Source organism: Mycobacterium sp. IDUB_3 (assembly GCF_055419585.1).
In genome coordinates this window covers 3,185,845-3,203,422 of record NZ_JBVAXZ010000001.1, presented here as the reverse complement: position 1 = coordinate 3,203,422, position 17,578 = coordinate 3,185,845, and the positions used below count along the sequence as shown (strand labels likewise).

The window sequence follows — 17,578 nt, the reverse complement described above, 5'->3', positions numbered from 1 at the left end:
CAGCGTTAAGCCCAGTGGCTTAGTGGATCCGGACGATGATCTCCGAGTGGCCCAAGCGGATCACGTCGCCGTCGGCCAGCTGCCACTCCTGGATCGGTGCGTTGTTCACCGTGGTGCCGTTGGTCGAGTTCAGATCGGACAGCAGCGCGACCTGACCGTCCCAGCGGATCTCGAGGTGACGCCGTGACACGCCGGTGTCGGGCAACCGGAACTGGGCGTCTTGCCCGCGGCCCACGATGTTGGACCCCTCGCGCAGCTGGTAGGTGCGGCCGCTGCCGTCGTCGAGCTGAAGGGTGATCGTGGTTCCGCCTGCGCCGTAGCCACCCTGGTCGTAGCCGCCGTAACCGCCCGGCTGGGCGTAGTCGGCGGGCTGGCCGTAGTCAGCCGGTTGGCCGTAGTCCGCTTGTTGCCCGTACTCAGCCTGCTGGCCGTACTCGTACTCGGGGCTGGCGGCCTCGGGGTAGCCCCCAGCCTGGCCGCCGTACGTTCCGCCCTGCACGTGCTCGGAGTACTGGGTGTACTCGGCGGAACCGTAGTCCTGGCGGCCGTAGCCGCCGCCCTGCTGGTAGCCCTGGTCGTACCCGCCGCCCTGCTCGGGGTAGCCGGGTCGGTGTTCGGGCGGGGCGTAGCCGCCCTCGTCCTGGCGCGCCGGACCGCGACCGTAGTCGCCGTATCCGCCGTAGCCCTGCTGACCGCCGCCTTGCTGGCCCCCGGGAGGGCCGTAGCCGCCACCCTGGCGGTAACCCTGGTCGTAGCCCTGGCCGCCGTAGCCGCCAGGAGCGGGCGGACGCTGCTCGTAGGACTGCGGATAGCCGCCCTGTCCCGGCTCGGGGTAGCCGCGCTGGTCGGGGTAGCCCTGCTGTGGGGGGTAGCCGCCCTGTCCTTGTTGGTCGGGGTAGCCGCGCTGGTCGGGGTAGCCCTGCTGAGGGGGATAGCCGCCGCCGTGCCCCTGCTCGGGGTAGCCGCCCTGCTCCGGGTAGCCACCCTGCTCGGGTTGACGGGGCGGCGGGTAGCCCTGCTGAGGTGGGTAGCCCTGCTGCTCGGGTGGGTATCCACCCCGCTGGTCGGGTGCTCCCTGCGGGTCCGGGCCACCGCGCGCGTCGTCCTGCGGACGCCCGTAGCGGTCGTCGTAATACTCGTCGCCGGATCGCCCCGGCCCCTGAGCCCCGCGGTAGCCAGAATTGTCAGTCATTGGCGCTACTCCTCGTTCTTCGCCGAACGCGTTATTTGATTGTGGCCGGACGGGGTCGTCGACCGTCGGGCGGGGCTGGACATCGGGGTTGACAGCACCGCGGGCGCGGTACTGGCCGGTGCGCAGGTTCGACGACTGTTCGAACCGAACGACCACCTCACCATACGTTTGCCACCCCTGTTCGTGGATGTAGTCAGCCAAGTACTTCGCGAAAGCGCTCGACGTGAGATCCGAATCGGCGCTCACCTTCTCGAAGTCGTGCATACCGAGGGTAATGATGTATTCGTTGGGGGCCAAAAGGCGATTTCCGTGAAGCTTCTGGACCCCGTCACGCGCTTCGCGGCATAACACCACTTCGACCTCTTGCGGAACGATCGATCCACCGAATACCCGGGCGAAGGCATTGTCTACCGTCGACTCCAGTTTGCGCTCAATCCGCGCAACCAGCCCCCGTTGGCTACTCATGTCCTACCGTTCGCGTGCACTTGCCTTGAGGTATTGCCCGTGGACGGCAAACGAATCACACCGGTGCTGGATCACTTCCGCATGGTATCGGGACACCATGCCGCCGCGGCACTTCCGAAATCGTGAGAATTGCATCGGCCCAGCTCAGGCAGGTGTGGGCCGACGGGTGCGCGGTGCGGTACAGCTTCGGGGCCCGCTTCGGCAGTTCGGGGATCAGGCCATTAGAGTGATATGGTCCACCGGTTGTTTTTCCGGGCGAGTGGCGGAATGGCAGACGCGCTGGCTTCAGGTGCCAGTGTCCTTCGGGACGTGGGGGTTCAAGTCCCCCTTCGCCCACACTGAGCGGTTCAACGAAAAGTCACGGCCTCGAAAGAGGTCGTGACTTTCGTGTTTGCGGGCGGATGCGGCGCAGCGCTAGAAGCCGGCGAGGCGATAGGTTCCGTGGCCCTCGATGACCGCGTCGTTCCGGAAGGTCAAGACCTCGTTGACCGAGTCGCCGTTCTGGTTGCGGTACGCAAGGACGATCGTGTCGATGCCTTCGTAGACGCCGTCAACGAAGAACCGCAGATTCGGAATGCGTGCCACGGCCTCGGTCCAGTACTGCCGCAACGCGGTCTTACCACGGACCACGCCGCGCGTCTCCGGGAAGAGTTTGGCGGCCACTGGCGACGTGAACACGACGTCGTCGTGGAAGTCGACGAGAACAGCCTCGACGTCGTGAGCGTTCCAGTTGTGCACCCACCGTTCGCTGAAAGCGACCGCATCGACATTCATGCCGGCACTGTAGCGCCGGGGTCGGGTGTCTTTGCGGCTCCGGCTCATAGTTGGCGCCGAATGTCGAGAAGGTGGTGCTGCAATTCATGTGCGGTGTGTACCGCAACCCAGCGCAACGACCGCTCACTCGTCTCGGGATAGTGATAGACCACCGTGCGATCCCAGTCGTCAGCTGCAAGCCGTGCCAGCACATTGTTGAATAGCGTTGCGGCGTCGCCGAGTTGGCGGGCGACCGCGATGGGGTCTTGCTCGTTGTAGCCGTCGTGCGCGGCGCGCTCCTCGCGGCCCATGGACGCGCAGTCGGCGCCGTTGACGCGCCGCGCCGCGAGCACCCGTTCGCGTTGCACGAGCAGCACATCGCGCAGATGGCATCCATACTCGAGCGGAGACCACAAGTCGGGTCGTGCCCGCAGCCGCATGTCGATGCCACTATCACACAGAAGTGCAACAACTTCGGCCGCGGCGGCACAGATGTCGTCGCAGGCGGTCGCGGCTTGCCGCAGGTCATAGGTGAAACCACAGCCCGCGCAGGGGTCCGTCACGAGACCATCATTTCAGACCGGTGTTGCACATCGTGCGAAACGATGGCGCTTGCGACGCCGAATTGGAGAGTTCGAAAGGTGTTGCGCCCGGCGGCAATTAGACTAATCCATTCCCGAGTCTCCGGTCTTTGCGGGCGCGCACACCGAGCCGTTGCGGCCGCGCAGTCCGTCCACGTCTGCCGTGACGGTGAGACAACCCACACCTTGCTGATGAGGGTAGCCTTGCCTAAGTACGCGCGGTAGGGTCCCGGCACATGACCTCCTCCCATCCCCCTCTGCCCCGCACCGTCGACGATCAGTTGGTCAGCTTCCGTCCCGAACAACTGGACATCGTGCTCGAATCGATCGCTGGTACAACGTGTTTCAACGGCGTGGGAGCCGGCGCGTGAACGTCCTTGCCACCGCGATGCGCGAGGCGATGACCCGATCGGCGCATGACTTGGTGGTGCTGGACAAGAAAACCGACCAATGGACGGAGCGCCCCTGGGCCGAGGTGCACGGGATGGCCGAACGCATCGCGACGCGTCTGCTGCAGCAGGACCACGTCGGGGCCGTCGGGCTCGTCGGCGAGCCCACCGTCGAACTGATCGCCGCCATCCAAGGCGCATGGCTGGCGGGGGCGGCGGTGTCGATCCTCCCGCGGCCCCGGCGTGGCGCCGACCCGGCTGACTGGGCGCACAACACGATGAATCGGTTCAGCGGAATCGGAGTCAGCATGGTCCTTACTCACGGAGAGACCCTGCGTCTCCTCGGCGAGGCCGAATCGACGCCGACCGTCTGCGGCCTGGCCGAAGTTGCGCGCACCCCGGCGTCGAATAGACTTCGGATCCCGCGTGATTCGGAGGCCGCAATCCTGCAGGGCACCGCCGGCTCGACGGGCGATCCGCGCACGGCGGTCTTGTCGCCAACCGCGGTATTGAACAACATGTGCGGCATCGCCGAACGGTTACAGCTCGACGGCGCGACCGACCGGGGGTGCTCGTGGCTGCCGATCTATCACGACATGGGTTTGGCTTTCCTGCTGACCTGCGTTCTCAGTGGGATGCCGCTGTGGCAGGCGCCGACGGGTGCATTCTCCGCGGCGCCCCTGCGCTGGGCGGACTGGCTTTCTGCCAGCGCGGCAACGTTTACCGCCGGACCGAATTTCGGGTACGCCACGCTCGGGCGCTTCTCCGGTCGGGTGTCAGACGTCGATCTAGGTCCGCTTCGCATTGCGATCAACGGTGGAGAACCCGTTGACTGCGAGGGATTCCAGCAGTTCGCAACGGCCATGGCGCCGTTCGGTTTCCGGGCCTCGGCGGCGACCCCTGCCTACGGGATGGCCGAATCGACCTGCGCTGTCACTGTGCCCGAGCGCGCGGACGGGTTGCGCATCGACGAGCGCACCGCATCCGGAAGCGTCCAGAAATACGCGCTGTTGGGCCGGCCGATCCCCGGCATGGAGTTACGAATCAGCCCGGCCGAGAACACTTCCGACGATCGGATCGGAGAAGTCGAGATCCGTGGAACGTCCATGATGACGCGCTATTTCGGCGACACCGGCACCGGGGCCGGCCCCGATGCGGGGTGGTTTCGTACCGGAGACATCGGCTACCTGGTCGACGGCGAGCTGGTCATCTGCGGTCGCTCCAAAGAGGTCATCACTATCGCCGGCCGCAACATCTTCCCCACCGAAATCGAACAGGTAGCAGGGCAAGTCGACGGTGTACGGCCAGGCGCGGTGGTTGCGGTCGGGTCCGAATCCGGCGCCGCCCAGTCCCGGTTGCTTATCGCTGCGGAGTTCCTGGGTTCGGACCATGATGTGACCCGCAGCGCGGTCATCAAACGGGTCATCTCGGTGTGCGGCGTGACTCCGGCCGACGTCGTCTTGGTGCCGCCGGGCTCGCTACCACGCACCTCGTCAGGCAAGCTCAGGCGACTCGAGATGCGCCGGCAGCTTGCCACCTGAGGCCGGCGGTTTCGCGACGACCGGAGTACTCCCTCGTGAGCTCACGGATATCTCCGAGGCCGTCCGCACTGTTCCGTCTCCGTAGTTGGATCCCGACGGTACGGCAGCTCTGCGAGTTCCTGCGTTGCGAATTCCTCGGCGAACACGACATGCCGAATCGCCGGATGGTGCTTTACCCGCTGCAGCGGGCGACGCTCTCATCGGCCTGAGTTAGGCACCTTAAAAAGCGGCAAGTACCGAACGCGGATCGCACTGTGATCGCTGCTCGCGGCGCCATCAGCGGCTTTCTTGTGTTCCGTCGCACGCAACGCGTGGTGAATTGACCGGTGTGGCCGTGTCATTACCCTTATGTGCAGCTCAGGAGGGTTGGCAATGCGCATCGACGTGGAATGCCTGGGTCCGACGCGAATGCGCGACGGACTGTCCACGGTGAGATGCACATCGCCAGTTAGCCATTGATGGTGTCATGGGACTTCCCTATATAGATGAGAGGGCGCTGGTCGCCGAAGCCGGCGGCGACCCGTGGGCGATCAATGCGAGCCTGCAGGCTGGTAGCCCGTTGCAGATTTCGAACTTAGCGCGTGCCTTTCATCGCGCGGGTCGATGCACTGCCGAGGCCGACAACGCTTTCCAGCAAGCCCGCACCCGCTTCGAAGCCGCCTGGAATCACCAGGATGGCGGTCATCCGATCAACGACTCCGCAGAAGTACAGCGGGTCGTGAAGACCCTCGGAGCGCAGTCGTTGCAGCTGCCCAAGATCAGTGCGGACCTGGAAAACATCGCCGCGGCGTTGGCGGACGCCCAAAAGGCAGGAGCGGCGCGGATCGCCGCGTTGGAAGCGCAGTTGAAGAGCATCTCGGACTTGATCGTCCAGGCCGTCAACTTATTGAACAACGACAAAAGCCTCACCGCGGCGGACCGGGACGCGGTACATGCGTTCATCGACACATGTGAAGAGGACGCCCTCCGCGACACCAAGGCAGCGCTCGCCGCACTGCAATCGATTCGCAACGGCTACTCCGACGGCCTTCAGAAATCGCTGAATAGCCTTCACGCCGAAGGATATGACGGCGCCCCCCTCCATGGCGTCGACGCCGACGGCGTCGCCCCGCCGTCTCCCGCCCAACAAGCCGCGTTGGCCGACATTCGCCAAGTCACCAACCAGGCCGTTGTTGACCAGATGGCTAAGGTGCGCGCTGCGCAGGAGGCGCTCGATAAGGCCGCGGCCGACCTCTATACCCACGGCCCGGGCTCGCCGGAAGGCGAGGCCGCCGCCGCCAAGCTGCCCAAGCTCAAAGCCGATCTTGCCCATGCTCTCGCCGACCTGGGCAAGATTCCCGACTACAACAGCATCGACCCCGCGTCGGTGAACGTCACTCCCGACGGGCATTTCATGTTCGCCTACAACGTCAACGGACAGTCCGTACAGGCTTTCGGCCAGCTTAAGAACGGCACGGGTGAATTCTTCGACCAGGCCACCGGCACTTACTACACCTTCAACGGCGGCAAGTTGACGGGCACGCGCACACCCGATCCCGGGCAGGTGGAAGCCACCTCTGAACCGCTGTTTACCGCCATCACCCTGGCGGTCGGGGCGCCGGAGCTCAAGGCGGGCGGCGAAGCGCTCGTGCAAGGCGTGAAGATGCTTTTCAGCCGTGAAATGTTGGAGGGCGTCACGGCCGACAACGTCCTCCCGCGTGCACTGGCCGGAGCAGAGGAACACTTCCAAGCCGCCGAGCGGAACCTTACGTCTCATGACCCACTGCCCGGCACCGGCGGGGAGCCCGTCCCGGGTACCCACCCTATTGAGCCGCCTCCGGTCGAGCACACGCCGCCGGCCGACGTACCCGGCGAACACGCGCCGGCCGGGCCTCACGTACCGGTCGCACCTGATAGCCCGCCGCCGCTACCGCCGGATCACCCACCGCCGCCGCCACTTGCCTCGGACCACCCGCTGTTCGACGGATACCACCCGGTTGAGCCTGGCCCGGAATTCACCCACCCGGACGGTGGCCTGCGATATCCCGACGACGCATTGCCGACCAAACCGTATGCCGTACCCGGGACTGTGGTTCCCGACGCGCACCTCACTGCAGGCTCGATTCTCAGCCGATGGGGCCATCCGGGGGGCGGGTACATGGCTCCTGAGGGGACCCCCTTTGCTGAACTTTCACTGCCCCCGGTAAGTGCTGGCAAACCGTTCTACCAATACGTTGTGCAAGATCCGTCTGCGCTGCCACCTGGTTGGCATATAGAGGGATCGGAAGCAGCACCGTGGTTCCACCAACCGGGCGGAGGTTACCAATATCGAATCATCAAGCCAGATGGCACAACTGGTACCGTAGAACAGCTGGAACGTTTTGGAGTAGTACGGCGGATACAGTGAGATGGTGAATTTTTCGCGTTTGTCGAGCATTTGGTCGAAATGGGCGCCGAAAGCTGGCCTGAATGGCGTGTCGACAGCGTTAAGCTGTGATGATTGCGAAGCCGTATTCAAGGCTAACGACTATTCGGTCTATGTTCGTAGTGACGCAAATCGCTGGGTAATCGACATGGTCGACGATCGGGGCCATAGGCGCGATGACGTTGCCTCATTTTCGAGCTTTGACCTACTAGAGAAGTATCTGGTGTGGGACTGGGCAACGCTCGCCCGCTCCGGCTTGGCGTCAGGCGCATTAGGCACCGAACTCTATAAGTTGGGATACGCCGCCGGCATTGAAGTTTCCGAGTTGGACAACGGAAACGTTGAGCTGTGCCTGGATGGTGACTGCGCCAATTTAGTCGTGGGCGACGCTACAATTTTCAGCCACGTAATGCTAAAGTCGCTCGACGAACTTTTGGAAATCGCCAGGCAAGGCGGGCTTTGAATAATGCTCACACCCGAAATCTGCTGCGGTCGATCGGCAACTTGGTCTTCCGCATAAATCAGTTATTGATTGCTGACCAGTGTGTCAACCGTGAAGTCTGATTCGAAACCGGAACGTAAATAACCCTACGAGCGCACCCACTGCGTAATCTCCGGAGTGACCGCATCGGTGATGTCGTCGAATTCGGGATGCTTCTTGAGCACCGTGCCGATCATCGAGCACACCGGAACGATGCGCTTGCCCTCATCCCGCGCCTCGTTGAGCGCCTCCTCGACAAGGATTGTGGCTAGCCCACGTCCGCCATAAGCCGGATCAATTTCGGTGTGATAGAAGACGCGCTGATCGCCGCGGTCGGCGAAATCGGCCAGCCCCACGGTCTTGCCCTCGACGGCGATCGTGTACTTGCCGTCCTCGAGGCTAACCGTGGCTTCGGCGCCGGTCTTATCGGTTGTCATCTGTGTTTCCCTTTCTTTGCGGTGTAGGTCGGGGCCGCAGCCGGGTGGTCGGCAGCGGCGGGGCGGGCAGTCGGGCGAGTGCTCCCCGGTATCCCTGGACGGCGCCGAATCGGTCGTCGGCGTCCTCCCACAGTCGTCGGTAGTTGACGATGTCCTCGTGGCTTCGCCCGACGAAGTTCCACCACATCACCAACTCTTCCGTGAACGGCGTGCCGCCGAGCAGCAACACCCGCGCGGGACTCTCCCCCGCATTCTGCACCTGCAGCCGGGCCCGGCCGGGACTTCGGTATGCCAATTCGGCGATCGCCAGGGATGTCCCATCCACGCGTACGGTGCCGGAATCACAGAGCACCCCGTGCTCGAAGGTCGGGTCCACATCGAGATTCAGGGTGGCCCCGGCGTCGAGGTCGATCTGTGCGCCTACCAACGGCGTAGCCGTCGGCACCGGCGATCGCCCGCCGGCCAGCTCGCCAAGAAAGACCCGCGCAGTCGCGCCCGGCAGTGCCAGGGGCGTGGGCGTGTAATGGGCGAAGTCACGCCCGGTGTCGCGATCGGACGCGGGCAGCGCGACCCAGAGCTGGACGCCGTGCAGCCGCGCGCCGGAATCGAGTGAGACTTCCGAATGGCAGATGCCGGCACCCGCGGTCATCAGGTTCAGCTCGCCGGGCCTAACAACCGCGTGTACGCCGGCGCTGTCGCGGTGCTCCACTTCCCCACTGAACAACCAGCTGACGGTTTGTAGTCCCGCATGGGGGTGCGGTGGGACGTCCATTCGCGCGGAGACCGGACCGTAGTGGTCGATGAAGCACCACGCACCGACGAGCGAGCGCTGTCGCTGCGGAAGGGTGCGCTGTACTCGGATTGCCCTGGGACCGCCCAACGGAACCTCTCGCGGCTTTAGCACTTCCACTGTCGCCGAGGTACCCAGGTGTTGTGAAGCGGCGCAGGCGACTTCGGCCGGCGCGGCTTCAAGATTGCTCATCGTCCGCCCTCCGTCGCGCAGCCCTCCCGCGGGCGCCGCCCTCCGCGACCGTACCCGGCACGCCTACTTGCGCGGGGGCCGCAGCACCTTCATGGCCAGTCGCATGACGGGCTCGGGCACGTGATCCTTCATCGAAAGGGCGCTGTCGGCTGCGCGGGAGCGCAGCGGGGTGCCCCGCCCGAATACCCGGTTCAGCGGTCCCCCGGACGGTTCGAGCACGACATGCAGCGGCGGGGTATCGACGGCGGCACCCAGCGCGTTGGAGATCACCATCCGCTGAATCTCGCTGGTGCCTTCAAAGATGGTGTACAGCTTGGCATCCCGATACCACTTCTCAACCGGATGATCGGTGATGTAGCCCCAGCCGCCCATGGTCTGGATAGCGCGCTCAGTGGCCTTGACCGCGACTTCGCTGGCGGCCATCTTCGACATCGAGCCCTCGCCCCGTTCGAAGGGAACGTTGTTGGCCGCCATCCACGACGCACGCCAGGTGAGCAGCCGAGCGGCGTCGATCTGGGTGGCCAGCTCCGCCAGCGGGAACGCAATGCCCTGGTTGTCGATGATGGGCCCGCCGAAGGCCTCGCGCTCGGTGGCGTAGCCGGTGGCGTACTCGAGGGCCGCGCGTGCGATGCCGATGGCCTGGGCGGCGACCATGGGCCGGGTCTGCTCGAAGGTGCCCAACGTCGCCGAACCGGACCGCTTTCCGCCCGCCACGACTTCCCTGGCTTTGGCGAGCTTGTGTTCGAGTTTCTCTTCTCCGCCAAGCAGATTGGCGCCAGGAACGCGTACGTCTTCGAAGAGCAACTCGGCGGTGTGAGAGGCACGGCAGCCAAGTTTGTCCAGCTTTCGCACCATCTTCAGTCCAGGCGTGCCGCCCGGCACCACGAACAGTGCCTGACCGCGATGGCCGAGTTCCTCGTCGACCACCGCGTTGACCACGTGCACGTTGGCGATGCCGCCATTGCCGATCCACATCTTGTGGCCGTCGATGATCCAGTCGTCACCGTCGCGGCGCGCATGGGTGCGCAGGTTACGCACATCGCTGCCGCCCTCGGGCTCGGAGATGGCCAGGGCGGCCAGCTTGAGATCTCCTGGTGTGCCGAAACATTCGGGCGCCCACTCCAGCATCTGCTCCGGGGACGCGGCCTGGCCGATGGCTGAGAGCGCCAGCGCCGGCATCACGATCGCCAATCCGATGCCCGCGCAGCCCCAGAACAGCTCCTCCATGAACATCGGCAGGGAGATGCCGGTCGGATCGCCGATCAAATCGCGGTAGAACAGTGGGCTGTAGAAACCGCGCTGAGCCGCCTCCTCGAGCACGGCCCAGGGAAATTCCTGTCGCTGGTCGTAGTGGAGCGCGACTGGGCGTATTACGGATTCGGCGAACTCGTGCGTGCGCCGGGCAAGGTCGTGTTGTGCCGCCGTCGGGGTCAGGTCGAACGTCATGGGTGCGCCTCTAGGTCGACAGACTGGTCTTGCCGACCCCGACTACCCCGTTGACCCGCTCAGCAAACTGCCGCTCCGGCCTTCGGCGAAATGTCAGGCAGCCGAACGGGGTTTGACTTGAGCCAGCGGCAGGTGCAGAACAACCGCGGCCACCGCGACCGCTTCATGTTCGTGGCGCGCCAGCAGGGCCGCGTTCTCGGGCAGCTGCCGGGCATTGATCTCGCCGGAGGCGATACGCCGCAGGACGTCGTGTGCGTGAGCGAGCTGATCACGCTTGCGGTATTGGCCGCCCGGCAGCTTCACCCCGGCCCATACGCCGTACTCCTCGCGGTGCGCGATGGCGTGGGCGGCGCAGCGGCGCTGCTGTGCCAGTGGGCAGCGGCGCAGGCACTGGATCCGTGCCTCGGTGGCCGACCGCTCATATGCGCGCGCCTTGGCGGCGCCGTCACCACCGTCGTCGTCGGGGTAGCCGAACCATAATTCCGGGTTCGCTGCGCAGGGGTGTCCCATGTCGGTCTCCTTGGTCGAGCGTGAAACGTAGGCAAAAGCGTATACATACGAGGCGGCCCAGCGCAAGAGAAACGAGACAAAAACGTATATACCGATATCAAAGGCGCTGGCTGTGTAATATCCGGCCCATGGCCGGAGCGTGCGGTGACCCGTGAATCGGCCGGTGCGGCTATCCGCGCGTTGCGTGAATCACGCGATTGGTCACTAGCCGACCTCGCCGCCGCGACCGGGGTCAGCATCATGGGACTGAGCTTCCTCGAGCGCGGAGCGCGCAAGCCGCACAAAAGCACAGTTCAGAAGATTGAAAACGGCCTTGGCCTGCCGCCGGGCACCTACTCGCGGCTGTTGGTGGCCGCCGATCCGGACGCCGAGTTGGCGCGTCTGATGGCCGCGCAGCCGCCGGCTCCGATGCCCACGCGGCGCAGCGGACCGGTGGTAGTTGACCGGCACAGCGACACAGAAGTGCTGGAAGGCTATGCCGAAGCGCAGCTCGATGCCCTCAGATCTGTCATCGATCGATTGCCTGCGACAACATCAAACGAATATGAGACGTATATTCTGTCTGTGATCGCGCAGTGCGTGAAGGCAGAGATGCTCGCCGCCAGCTCCTGGCGGGTGGCCGTGAACGCCGGCGCCGACTCGACCGGCCGGCTGATGGAGCATCTGCAAGCCCTAGAGGCGACGCGTGCGGCGCTGTTGAAGCGGATGCCCACCAGCCTGAGCGCCCGGTTCGACCGGGCGTGCGCGCAGTCGTCGTTGCCGGAGACCATCATCGCGGCACTGGTCGGTGTGGATGTCGACGAGATGTGGGACATCCGCAACCGGGGGGCGATCGCGCCGGCTGCTCTTCCCCGCGTGCGCGCCTTCACCGACGCCGTTGAGTCGGGCGCAAACGAGGCAAGCGAAGCCGACGACGAGGGGGCACCGTGAGTCAAACCGAAGTCGAGACCTTGAGCCGCGCCCATCAACTCTTTGCCGGCAGCACGCGGGCGGCGTCCCTGGACGCGGGCACCGCTCACTACCGCAACGTGTTGCAGCAAGCCGCCCGGCTGAGCGACAAGATGGCGCGCGGCGGTTACCAACTCGCGGTGGATCACAGCCGGCAACGTCTCACCGTTGCGGCCGGCGCCGACGCCGCGGCCACTGACGTCATCGCCGGCGCACACCGCGATCGAGCACAGGCCCGCGATCTGACCCGAAGCGTGCTGGACGCGGCCCGCGCGGAATCCGATATGCCGGCGACGCCACTGGCCCAGCGGGAGGCGATGCGGCGCCGCGTAACTCGCCTGCGGGCCCAACGGGCGCACGTCTTGTCGGCGCGCTTGCGTGCGCGAGGGCGCTACGCGGAACTGCTGGCCTTGCGCTATCGGCTCCGGCACGACCGTCGGCTCGGGATAGTGGGACTGCAGAGCGACCGCGCAGCACTGGCGGTGCGCGCCGCCTTGTCTCGGTTGGGCCGACCCTATGTCTGGGGCGCGACCGGACCCGACCGGTTCGACTGTTCGGGACTGGTGCAGTGGAGTTACGCGCAGGCCGGCATCCACCTGGATCGCACCACGTACCAGCAGATCAACGACGGCATCCCGGTGGCTCGCTCCCAGGTGAGGCCCGGTGATCTGGTGTTTCCGCACGCCGGCCACGTGCAGCTGGCCATCGGAAACAACCTGGTTGTGGAAGCGCCCTATTCGGGCGCCTCGGTGCGAATAAGCCGACTGGGCAACAGCGTTGCGATCCGCCGACCGATATGACCAGCCAAGACCGCCCGGCAATCCGGGCACGACGAATAGGGTGAGCCGATGCCGGAACAACAACCGGGGCCCTCGTTAGAGGCCGTTGAAGCGCGGCGGTCGGCTCTGGCGAGTCAGCACGGCACCGCGTCGGAGGCCGATCGGGTGCTGAACGAGGTGCTGACGAGCGCTCACGAGGCAGCGCGCGAGAGCGTTAGGCGACTGAACTCCATCGCCGAGCAGATCGACCAAGCCACCGTGAACCAGGCGGATCTCGCGCTCGATACGCCCATGGGGGCGCGCGAGTTTCAGAAATTCCTGATGGCCAAGCAACGCGAGATCGCGTCGGTCGTGACCGAAGCTCGCGAATTCGGCCACGCGAAAAGGGCTGTGTTGCAGAGCCTTCGAGCCCAGTACGCCGCCGACAGCGGCTAGCCGGAACTAGTCCACACCGTGCAACGCAGTGAATTGTCGGGAGCTGTGCCCCTGAGTACTGTCGCCGAACATGGAGGGGTCGCGTCGTTACCCGCAGCAGCGTTCGAGCAGGCTGCGGCGCCACCGGCCTGGCTGATGTCGGCATATGACGACCTGCTTGGCGCGGTCAAATACGTCCGAGATCGCACCGGCGATCCGAACGCATGGCAGACGGGATTGACGCCCGCCGAAGTGACCGCCGTGATCACCCCGACCACTCGCACCGAACAGGTCGAGGCGATCCTGCGCAAGATCCGCCAGCAGCACGCAGGCGTCTTCGGCGCCGCAACGACGGCCAATCCACCCGGGCGGCGCCCATCCGCCGAAACCTCGGCACCGCCGGATCGCGAGACGGGCGCTGCGGCCGATGCCATCGCCAATGCCGAAGCCGCTCTAGCGCAACAGAACTCAGCGAGCTCGCAGCTGGACATGCAGGTGGTCTCGGCGATCCTGAACGCGCACCTGCGTGCGGTCGACGGCAGAGAGGCGCTCACCAAGCTGCAGCACGAAACCGAAGCCGCGGTGCGGACCAGGTCCGACCTGGACACCCCGGCTGGAGCGCGTGACTTCCAGCGGTTTCTCATCGGCAAGCTCCGGGACATTCGCGAGGTCGTCCTGAATGCCAGCCTGGACGACACGTCGAAGTCAGCGCTGATGGCCGCCTGGACATCGCTGTACGACGCCTCCAAAGGGGAACCGACTGCTCCAGGCGAGCAGCCGAGAGCCGCGGTGCCGGTTGGTGATACATCCGCGGGTGGCGCGACAGATGACCTCGATGCCGAATGGGATCCGCTGCTGGACTCCTTGTTGGCCGACGATGACGGACTGTCCGGGGATGTCCCCGTACCGGATCCGGTCGCCGGCGCGGCAATGCCGGCGGTACCGCAGCCGCCGATGACGCCCGCCATGCCTAACTTCGGTGGCGGCTCACTCCCCGGGCTCGGCTCCATGCCGTCGATGGCCGGTTGGGAAGGGCCAGGCGGCCTTCCGCTCTCCGGACTAGAAGGTGGCGACAGGACCGATCCGGCTCTTCAGGATCTGGCCGACGAGGAGCTGCAGAACGACCAGGACCAGGACCCCGGAGTGCGCGACGCCTCGGATGAGGCGGACGACGGGACCGAGCACGGCACGTCGCCGGATGAGCCGGCGGGCGGCCCCACACCGGTGACCTTGCCCGACGGGGAGACGGTGACCGCCGCCAGCCCCCAGTTGGCGGCCGCGATCACGGCCGCTGTCGGCGGTACCCCGATAGCCGAGGCCTTCCAACAGCAGGGAATGTCAATTCCCCCACCGGGAACCGCGGTGCCCAGCCCCATCGATGCCCTGCGGGCGGCACCCGGCGATATCGGGATGTTCACCGATCGTCACGCACTGGCCCTCGGCTCCGGCAAGGCGCTTCTCGATGGCCAAATTCAACACATCGCCACCGTGAGCGGCCCGACCTTCCTAGGCTGGGAGCATCCGCCGGCGGCGGCCGCGGCAATACCGACGCCGGCCAAGCCTGACCCACCGACACCTACCCGGCCGGCGACCTCGTCGACCACCTGACAAAAATGAATCCGCCGGCACACCGGCGGTCGTCAACAGGAGACAGCGGATGGCAGATTCGATTCATGTAGTGCCTGCGCACCTACGTCAGGCTGCCGCGCATCACCAGGACACCTCGGAGTACTTGCGTACCGTTCCGTCGTCGCACGCCGCGATCCAGGAGAGCCTCGATTCGCTTGGGCCGATCTTCAGTGAACTGCGGGACGCGGGCCGTGAGCTGCTGGAACTTCGACGCCAGTGTTATGAGCAGCAAGCTGCTGATCATGCAGATCTGGCCGACAAACTGACCGTTTCGGCGACGATGTGGGAACAGCACGAGCAGGAGGCGGCAGGGAAGTTCGGCGACATCGTCGACCGCGGTCGATGACCGACGCGAATCCCGCTTTCGACACCGTTCACCCGAGTGGACACATCCTCGTCCGCTCCTGCCGCGGCGGCTATATGCACAGTGTCGCGCTGAGCGAAGAGGCGATGGAAACCGACGCCGAGACGTTGGCCCAGGGCATTCTGCTGACCGCCGACGTGTCGTGCCTCAAAGCGTTGCTGGAAATTCGCGACGAGATCGTCGCGGCCGGGCACACCCCGTCCGCGGAGGTTCCGACCCCCCGAGATCTCGATGCGGCCATCGAAAAGTTGCTGGCGCACAAACTGCGTCGCCGTAACGGCGTGATTTAAAGGGCCCTCAGGCCAGCTGCCGGCCTAGCGCAACCACGGCTTAGCCACACTGGGATCGGGAGCGATACCGGTCGGCGGCTCTACCGGATTGGGGCCGAACAACTCTCGCGCGCGAGCGAGCAATGCACGCACCTCGTCGAGTTGCTGCTGCAGTGCAGAATCAGCCATGGCCTTACGCTACCCAGGGCCTTGCGACCGCACAATTCACTGACCGCACAAGTCGCCCGCCGGGTCCCGGTACGCTTAGCCGGTGGCGGTCTTCGGTCGGATGTCGGCGCGCCAGCGCCTCCGGAGAGCTACCCGGGAATCACTGGCGATGCCGGCATTCAGCTCCCCTATCGACTGCACCCCGTGGGTGACAGGCGGGTTGTGGCCTGCCGAATTGTCGACGGTGACGCCCGAAACCGCCACCCTCGCTGAGTATCTCAAGGCCGACCTGGAAAGAATTGCTCACGCCGCCAACGACGAACTGAAGTTGCTCAAGCGATCGGGAATGACCGACCTTTCCCGTCAGGCGGCGGAGGCGCGAGTCATCGACGCCGCCCGCGGTCGTGCGGTGCGCAGGGTCGAATCGACGATCCGCTACTTGCATGCGGTGCAGAGCGGAGCCCAAGCCCCCGCGGCTCCCCCACCGCGGCTCGAGCGGTCCGACGCGGACCTGGAAAAGACGCAGGTGCTGCCCGCAATCCGCGAGGTGAAACCCGTCGCCGAGGCGCCCCCGCCGAGTCCGCCCGAGTCAACGCCGCGACCGGGCAGCGGGCGCCGTCGTCGAGAGTCCGCGGACCAACTCCCCGTGACCGATACACCGCCGAAAGCTTCTGCCGACGACGCGGCCCGTCGCACCGCCGATGCGTCACATCTCGACGAGACGCAAGTCATCCCGATGGTCAGGGACGAGTCAGTTTCCCCGACACCGGTGGAGCGCGCACCCGAGCCGGCCCCGGAGCTGACCGACTCCGGTCGTCACCACGCGGTCATCGAACCGGTCGGCGAAGACGAGCCGGAGGCGGCGGCCCCCGGGCACGAGCCTGCCGATGCGCCGCATCTTGAGGAGACGCAGGTCATCCCGATGGTCGTACATGTGGAGCCGGTGCTCGAGGCGCCGACGCAGCGCGCGCCCGAGCCCGTCCCGGATCAGGCCGATTCCGGTCGCCACCACGCGGTCGTCGACGAGCCGGCCGTCGCGCAGGTGGAGCCGGTCTCGCAGGAACCCGCGGCGGCCGACATCACCCCCGCCGCGGCCGACGTCCCCCCCGCCGCCGAGGAGGCCGACACGGCCGCCTTCACCGCCGCCCGGCCGCGGACCGAAAAGCCAACGACGCCAACAGGATTCGACAATGAGCGGCTGAATCGGCTGCTCGAGTTCGTGGTCCGGCAGGAGCCACGCCTGAATTGGGCGATCGGAGACCGTGCCGACGGCACCACGGTACTGGTCACCGACCTCGCTCACGGATGGATACCGTCCGGCATCACCCTTCCGGCCGACGTGCGGTTGTTGGAGCCTGACCGGCGCACCGGCAGGGTCGCCGCACTGATCGGCGAAACGGCGCGCGTCGTCACTTACACTCCCGGCGATTCGCTGCACCGCTCGGTCGGCTTCGCCGCGACCAGGTCGTCAGTGGAGCCGCGCACCCTGCCCGCCATCGACGATTTGGCGAGCGTGCTGAGCGTGGCCACGCGGGCGCGTGACGAGCTGCCCAAGATCGTGCCGAGGTTGGCAGAAGCCGCCGCCGCGGGAAAGGTTGTCGTCGACCAGGAGGTCGACGTGCTGCGGGTACACCTCGATACCGCGCGCTACCAGCTCCTCGTTCAATATCCGAACGTCAATCCGGCCCTCCTGCTCAAGTGCCTGTTGATGGCCGCCACCGAGGGCATCGCCAGCGGCGACGCGGTCTCCGCGAACTACCACCTCGCCTGGTACCAAAAGCTCGGTGGGTGAACGCGCGGCAGGCCGGCCGCAAACCTGCTCACGT

General features: G+C 65.8%; 19 protein-coding genes, 1 tRNA gene and 1 pseudogene. 13 read left to right on the top strand and 8 right to left on the bottom strand.

The features are described 5' to 3' along the window. Window positions 1–19 precede the first annotated feature (19 nt). Window positions 20–1,657, bottom strand: coding sequence for a DUF3662 and FHA domain-containing protein (locus ACZYVJ_RS14865; RefSeq protein WP_463831712.1), 1,638 nt, complete (start codon window positions 1,655–1,657; stop codon window positions 20–22). 253 nt (window positions 1,658–1,910) lie between these two features. Between ACZYVJ_RS14865 and ACZYVJ_RS14860 the strand changes: the two genes are divergently transcribed. Continuing rightward, window positions 1,911–1,993: transfer RNA gene (locus ACZYVJ_RS14860), tRNA-Leu, on the top strand. 78 nt (window positions 1,994–2,071) lie between these two features. On the opposite strand, the gene ACZYVJ_RS14855 is transcribed toward ACZYVJ_RS14860, so the two are convergent. Then, window positions 2,072–2,431, bottom strand: a complete 360-nt coding sequence (locus ACZYVJ_RS14855) for a nuclear transport factor 2 family protein (RefSeq protein ID WP_463831711.1) — start codon at window positions 2,429–2,431, stop codon at window positions 2,072–2,074. Between the two features lie 44 nt (window positions 2,432–2,475). Then, on the bottom strand, window positions 2,476–2,973 hold the full coding sequence (locus ACZYVJ_RS14850) for a DinB family protein (RefSeq protein WP_463831710.1): 498 nt from the start codon (window positions 2,971–2,973) through the stop codon (window positions 2,476–2,478). A gap of 254 nt (window positions 2,974–3,227) precedes the next feature. Between ACZYVJ_RS14850 and ACZYVJ_RS14845 the strand changes: the two genes are divergently transcribed. The 5 genes and pseudogenes from ACZYVJ_RS14845 (at window position 3,228) to ACZYVJ_RS14825 (ending at window position 7,788) form a co-directional block, all read left to right on the top strand. Beyond that, entirely contained in the window at window positions 3,228–3,362 is a 135-nt protein-coding gene (locus ACZYVJ_RS14845; protein ID WP_463831709.1) for a hypothetical protein, read from the top strand. Further along, window positions 3,359–4,921 (top strand): long-chain-fatty acid--ACP ligase MbtM, encoded by a 1,563-nt coding sequence (gene mbtM / locus ACZYVJ_RS14840; RefSeq protein WP_463831708.1) that lies wholly within the window; start codon window positions 3,359–3,361, stop codon window positions 4,919–4,921. Before ACZYVJ_RS14845 ends, mbtM begins: the two co-directional genes overlap by 4 nt. A gap of 95 nt (window positions 4,922–5,016) precedes the next feature. Further along, window positions 5,017–5,130 (top strand): annotated as a pseudogene (locus tag ACZYVJ_RS14835) (acetyltransferase); the annotation flags it as partial. A 257-nt stretch (window positions 5,131–5,387) separates the two neighbouring features. Beyond that, complete coding sequence (locus tag ACZYVJ_RS14830) at window positions 5,388–7,307, top strand: TNT domain-containing protein (protein ID WP_463831706.1); 1,920 nt, start codon at window positions 5,388–5,390, stop codon at window positions 7,305–7,307. A gap of 4 nt (window positions 7,308–7,311) precedes the next feature. Further along, window positions 7,312–7,788: a hypothetical protein gene (locus tag ACZYVJ_RS14825; RefSeq protein ID WP_463831704.1), complete on the top strand. Its 477-nt coding sequence runs from the start codon at window positions 7,312–7,314 to the stop codon at window positions 7,786–7,788. 125 nt (window positions 7,789–7,913) lie between these two features. Here ACZYVJ_RS14825 and ACZYVJ_RS14820 read toward each other — a convergent pair whose 3' ends face one another. The 4 genes from ACZYVJ_RS14820 to ACZYVJ_RS14805 all read right to left on the bottom strand — a co-directional run bounded on the left by ACZYVJ_RS14820 (window position 7,914) and on the right by ACZYVJ_RS14805 (window position 11,181). After that, window positions 7,914–8,243 (bottom strand): GNAT family N-acetyltransferase, encoded by a 330-nt coding sequence (locus tag ACZYVJ_RS14820; protein WP_064883156.1) that lies wholly within the window; start codon window positions 8,241–8,243, stop codon window positions 7,914–7,916. Further along, window positions 8,230–9,225 (bottom strand): pirin family protein, encoded by a 996-nt coding sequence (locus ACZYVJ_RS14815; protein WP_463831702.1) that lies wholly within the window; start codon window positions 9,223–9,225, stop codon window positions 8,230–8,232. The genes ACZYVJ_RS14820 and ACZYVJ_RS14815 overlap by 14 nt, the downstream gene beginning before the upstream one ends. Window positions 9,226–9,288: 63 nt before the next feature. Beyond that, window positions 9,289–10,671, bottom strand: a complete 1,383-nt coding sequence (locus ACZYVJ_RS14810; protein ID WP_463831700.1) for an acyl-CoA dehydrogenase family protein — start codon at window positions 10,669–10,671, stop codon at window positions 9,289–9,291. A 93-nt stretch (window positions 10,672–10,764) separates the two neighbouring features. Further along, window positions 10,765–11,181 (bottom strand): WhiB family transcriptional regulator, encoded by a 417-nt coding sequence (locus ACZYVJ_RS14805; protein WP_067099089.1) that lies wholly within the window; start codon window positions 11,179–11,181, stop codon window positions 10,765–10,767. A 144-nt stretch (window positions 11,182–11,325) separates the two neighbouring features. On the opposite strand from ACZYVJ_RS14805, the gene ACZYVJ_RS14800 reads away from it, so the two are divergent. The 6 genes from ACZYVJ_RS14800 (at window position 11,326) to ACZYVJ_RS14775 (ending at window position 15,605) form a co-directional block, all read left to right on the top strand. Continuing rightward, window positions 11,326–12,111, top strand: a complete 786-nt coding sequence (locus tag ACZYVJ_RS14800; protein ID WP_463831699.1) for a helix-turn-helix domain-containing protein — start codon at window positions 11,326–11,328, stop codon at window positions 12,109–12,111. Next, window positions 12,108–12,929 carry a C40 family peptidase gene (locus ACZYVJ_RS14795; RefSeq protein WP_463831697.1) on the top strand — a complete coding sequence of 274 codons (822 nt, stop codon included), beginning with the start codon at window positions 12,108–12,110 and terminating at the stop codon, window positions 12,927–12,929. The genes ACZYVJ_RS14800 and ACZYVJ_RS14795 overlap by 4 nt, the downstream gene beginning before the upstream one ends. 48 nt (window positions 12,930–12,977) lie before the next feature. After that, the gene (locus ACZYVJ_RS14790) at window positions 12,978–13,343 is read left to right on the top strand and encodes a DUF4226 domain-containing protein (protein WP_463831696.1); all 366 of its coding nucleotides are present in this window, start codon (window positions 12,978–12,980) and stop codon (window positions 13,341–13,343) included. A gap of 135 nt (window positions 13,344–13,478) precedes the next feature. Beyond that, on the top strand, window positions 13,479–14,930 hold the full coding sequence (locus tag ACZYVJ_RS14785) for a DUF4226 domain-containing protein (protein WP_463833001.1): 1,452 nt from the start codon (window positions 13,479–13,481) through the stop codon (window positions 14,928–14,930). A gap of 49 nt (window positions 14,931–14,979) precedes the next feature. After that, window positions 14,980–15,297: an ESX-1 secretion-associated protein gene (locus tag ACZYVJ_RS14780; protein WP_007771671.1), complete on the top strand. Its 318-nt coding sequence runs from the start codon at window positions 14,980–14,982 to the stop codon at window positions 15,295–15,297. Further along, complete coding sequence (locus tag ACZYVJ_RS14775; protein ID WP_064883177.1) at window positions 15,294–15,605, top strand: DUF2694 family protein; 312 nt, start codon at window positions 15,294–15,296, stop codon at window positions 15,603–15,605. Before ACZYVJ_RS14780 ends, ACZYVJ_RS14775 begins: the two co-directional genes overlap by 4 nt. 24 nt (window positions 15,606–15,629) lie before the next feature. Here the strand turns inward: ACZYVJ_RS14775 and ACZYVJ_RS14770 are convergent, their stop codons facing one another. Continuing rightward, the gene (locus tag ACZYVJ_RS14770) at window positions 15,630–15,773 is read right to left on the bottom strand and encodes a hypothetical protein (RefSeq protein WP_172826369.1); all 144 of its coding nucleotides are present in this window, start codon (window positions 15,771–15,773) and stop codon (window positions 15,630–15,632) included. Window positions 15,774–15,855: 82 nt separating this feature from the next. Between ACZYVJ_RS14770 and ACZYVJ_RS14765 the strand changes: the two genes are divergently transcribed. Next, window positions 15,856–17,544: a DUF5631 domain-containing protein gene (locus ACZYVJ_RS14765; RefSeq protein WP_463831695.1), complete on the top strand. Its 1,689-nt coding sequence runs from the start codon at window positions 15,856–15,858 to the stop codon at window positions 17,542–17,544. Window positions 17,545–17,578: the final 34 nt, after the last annotated feature.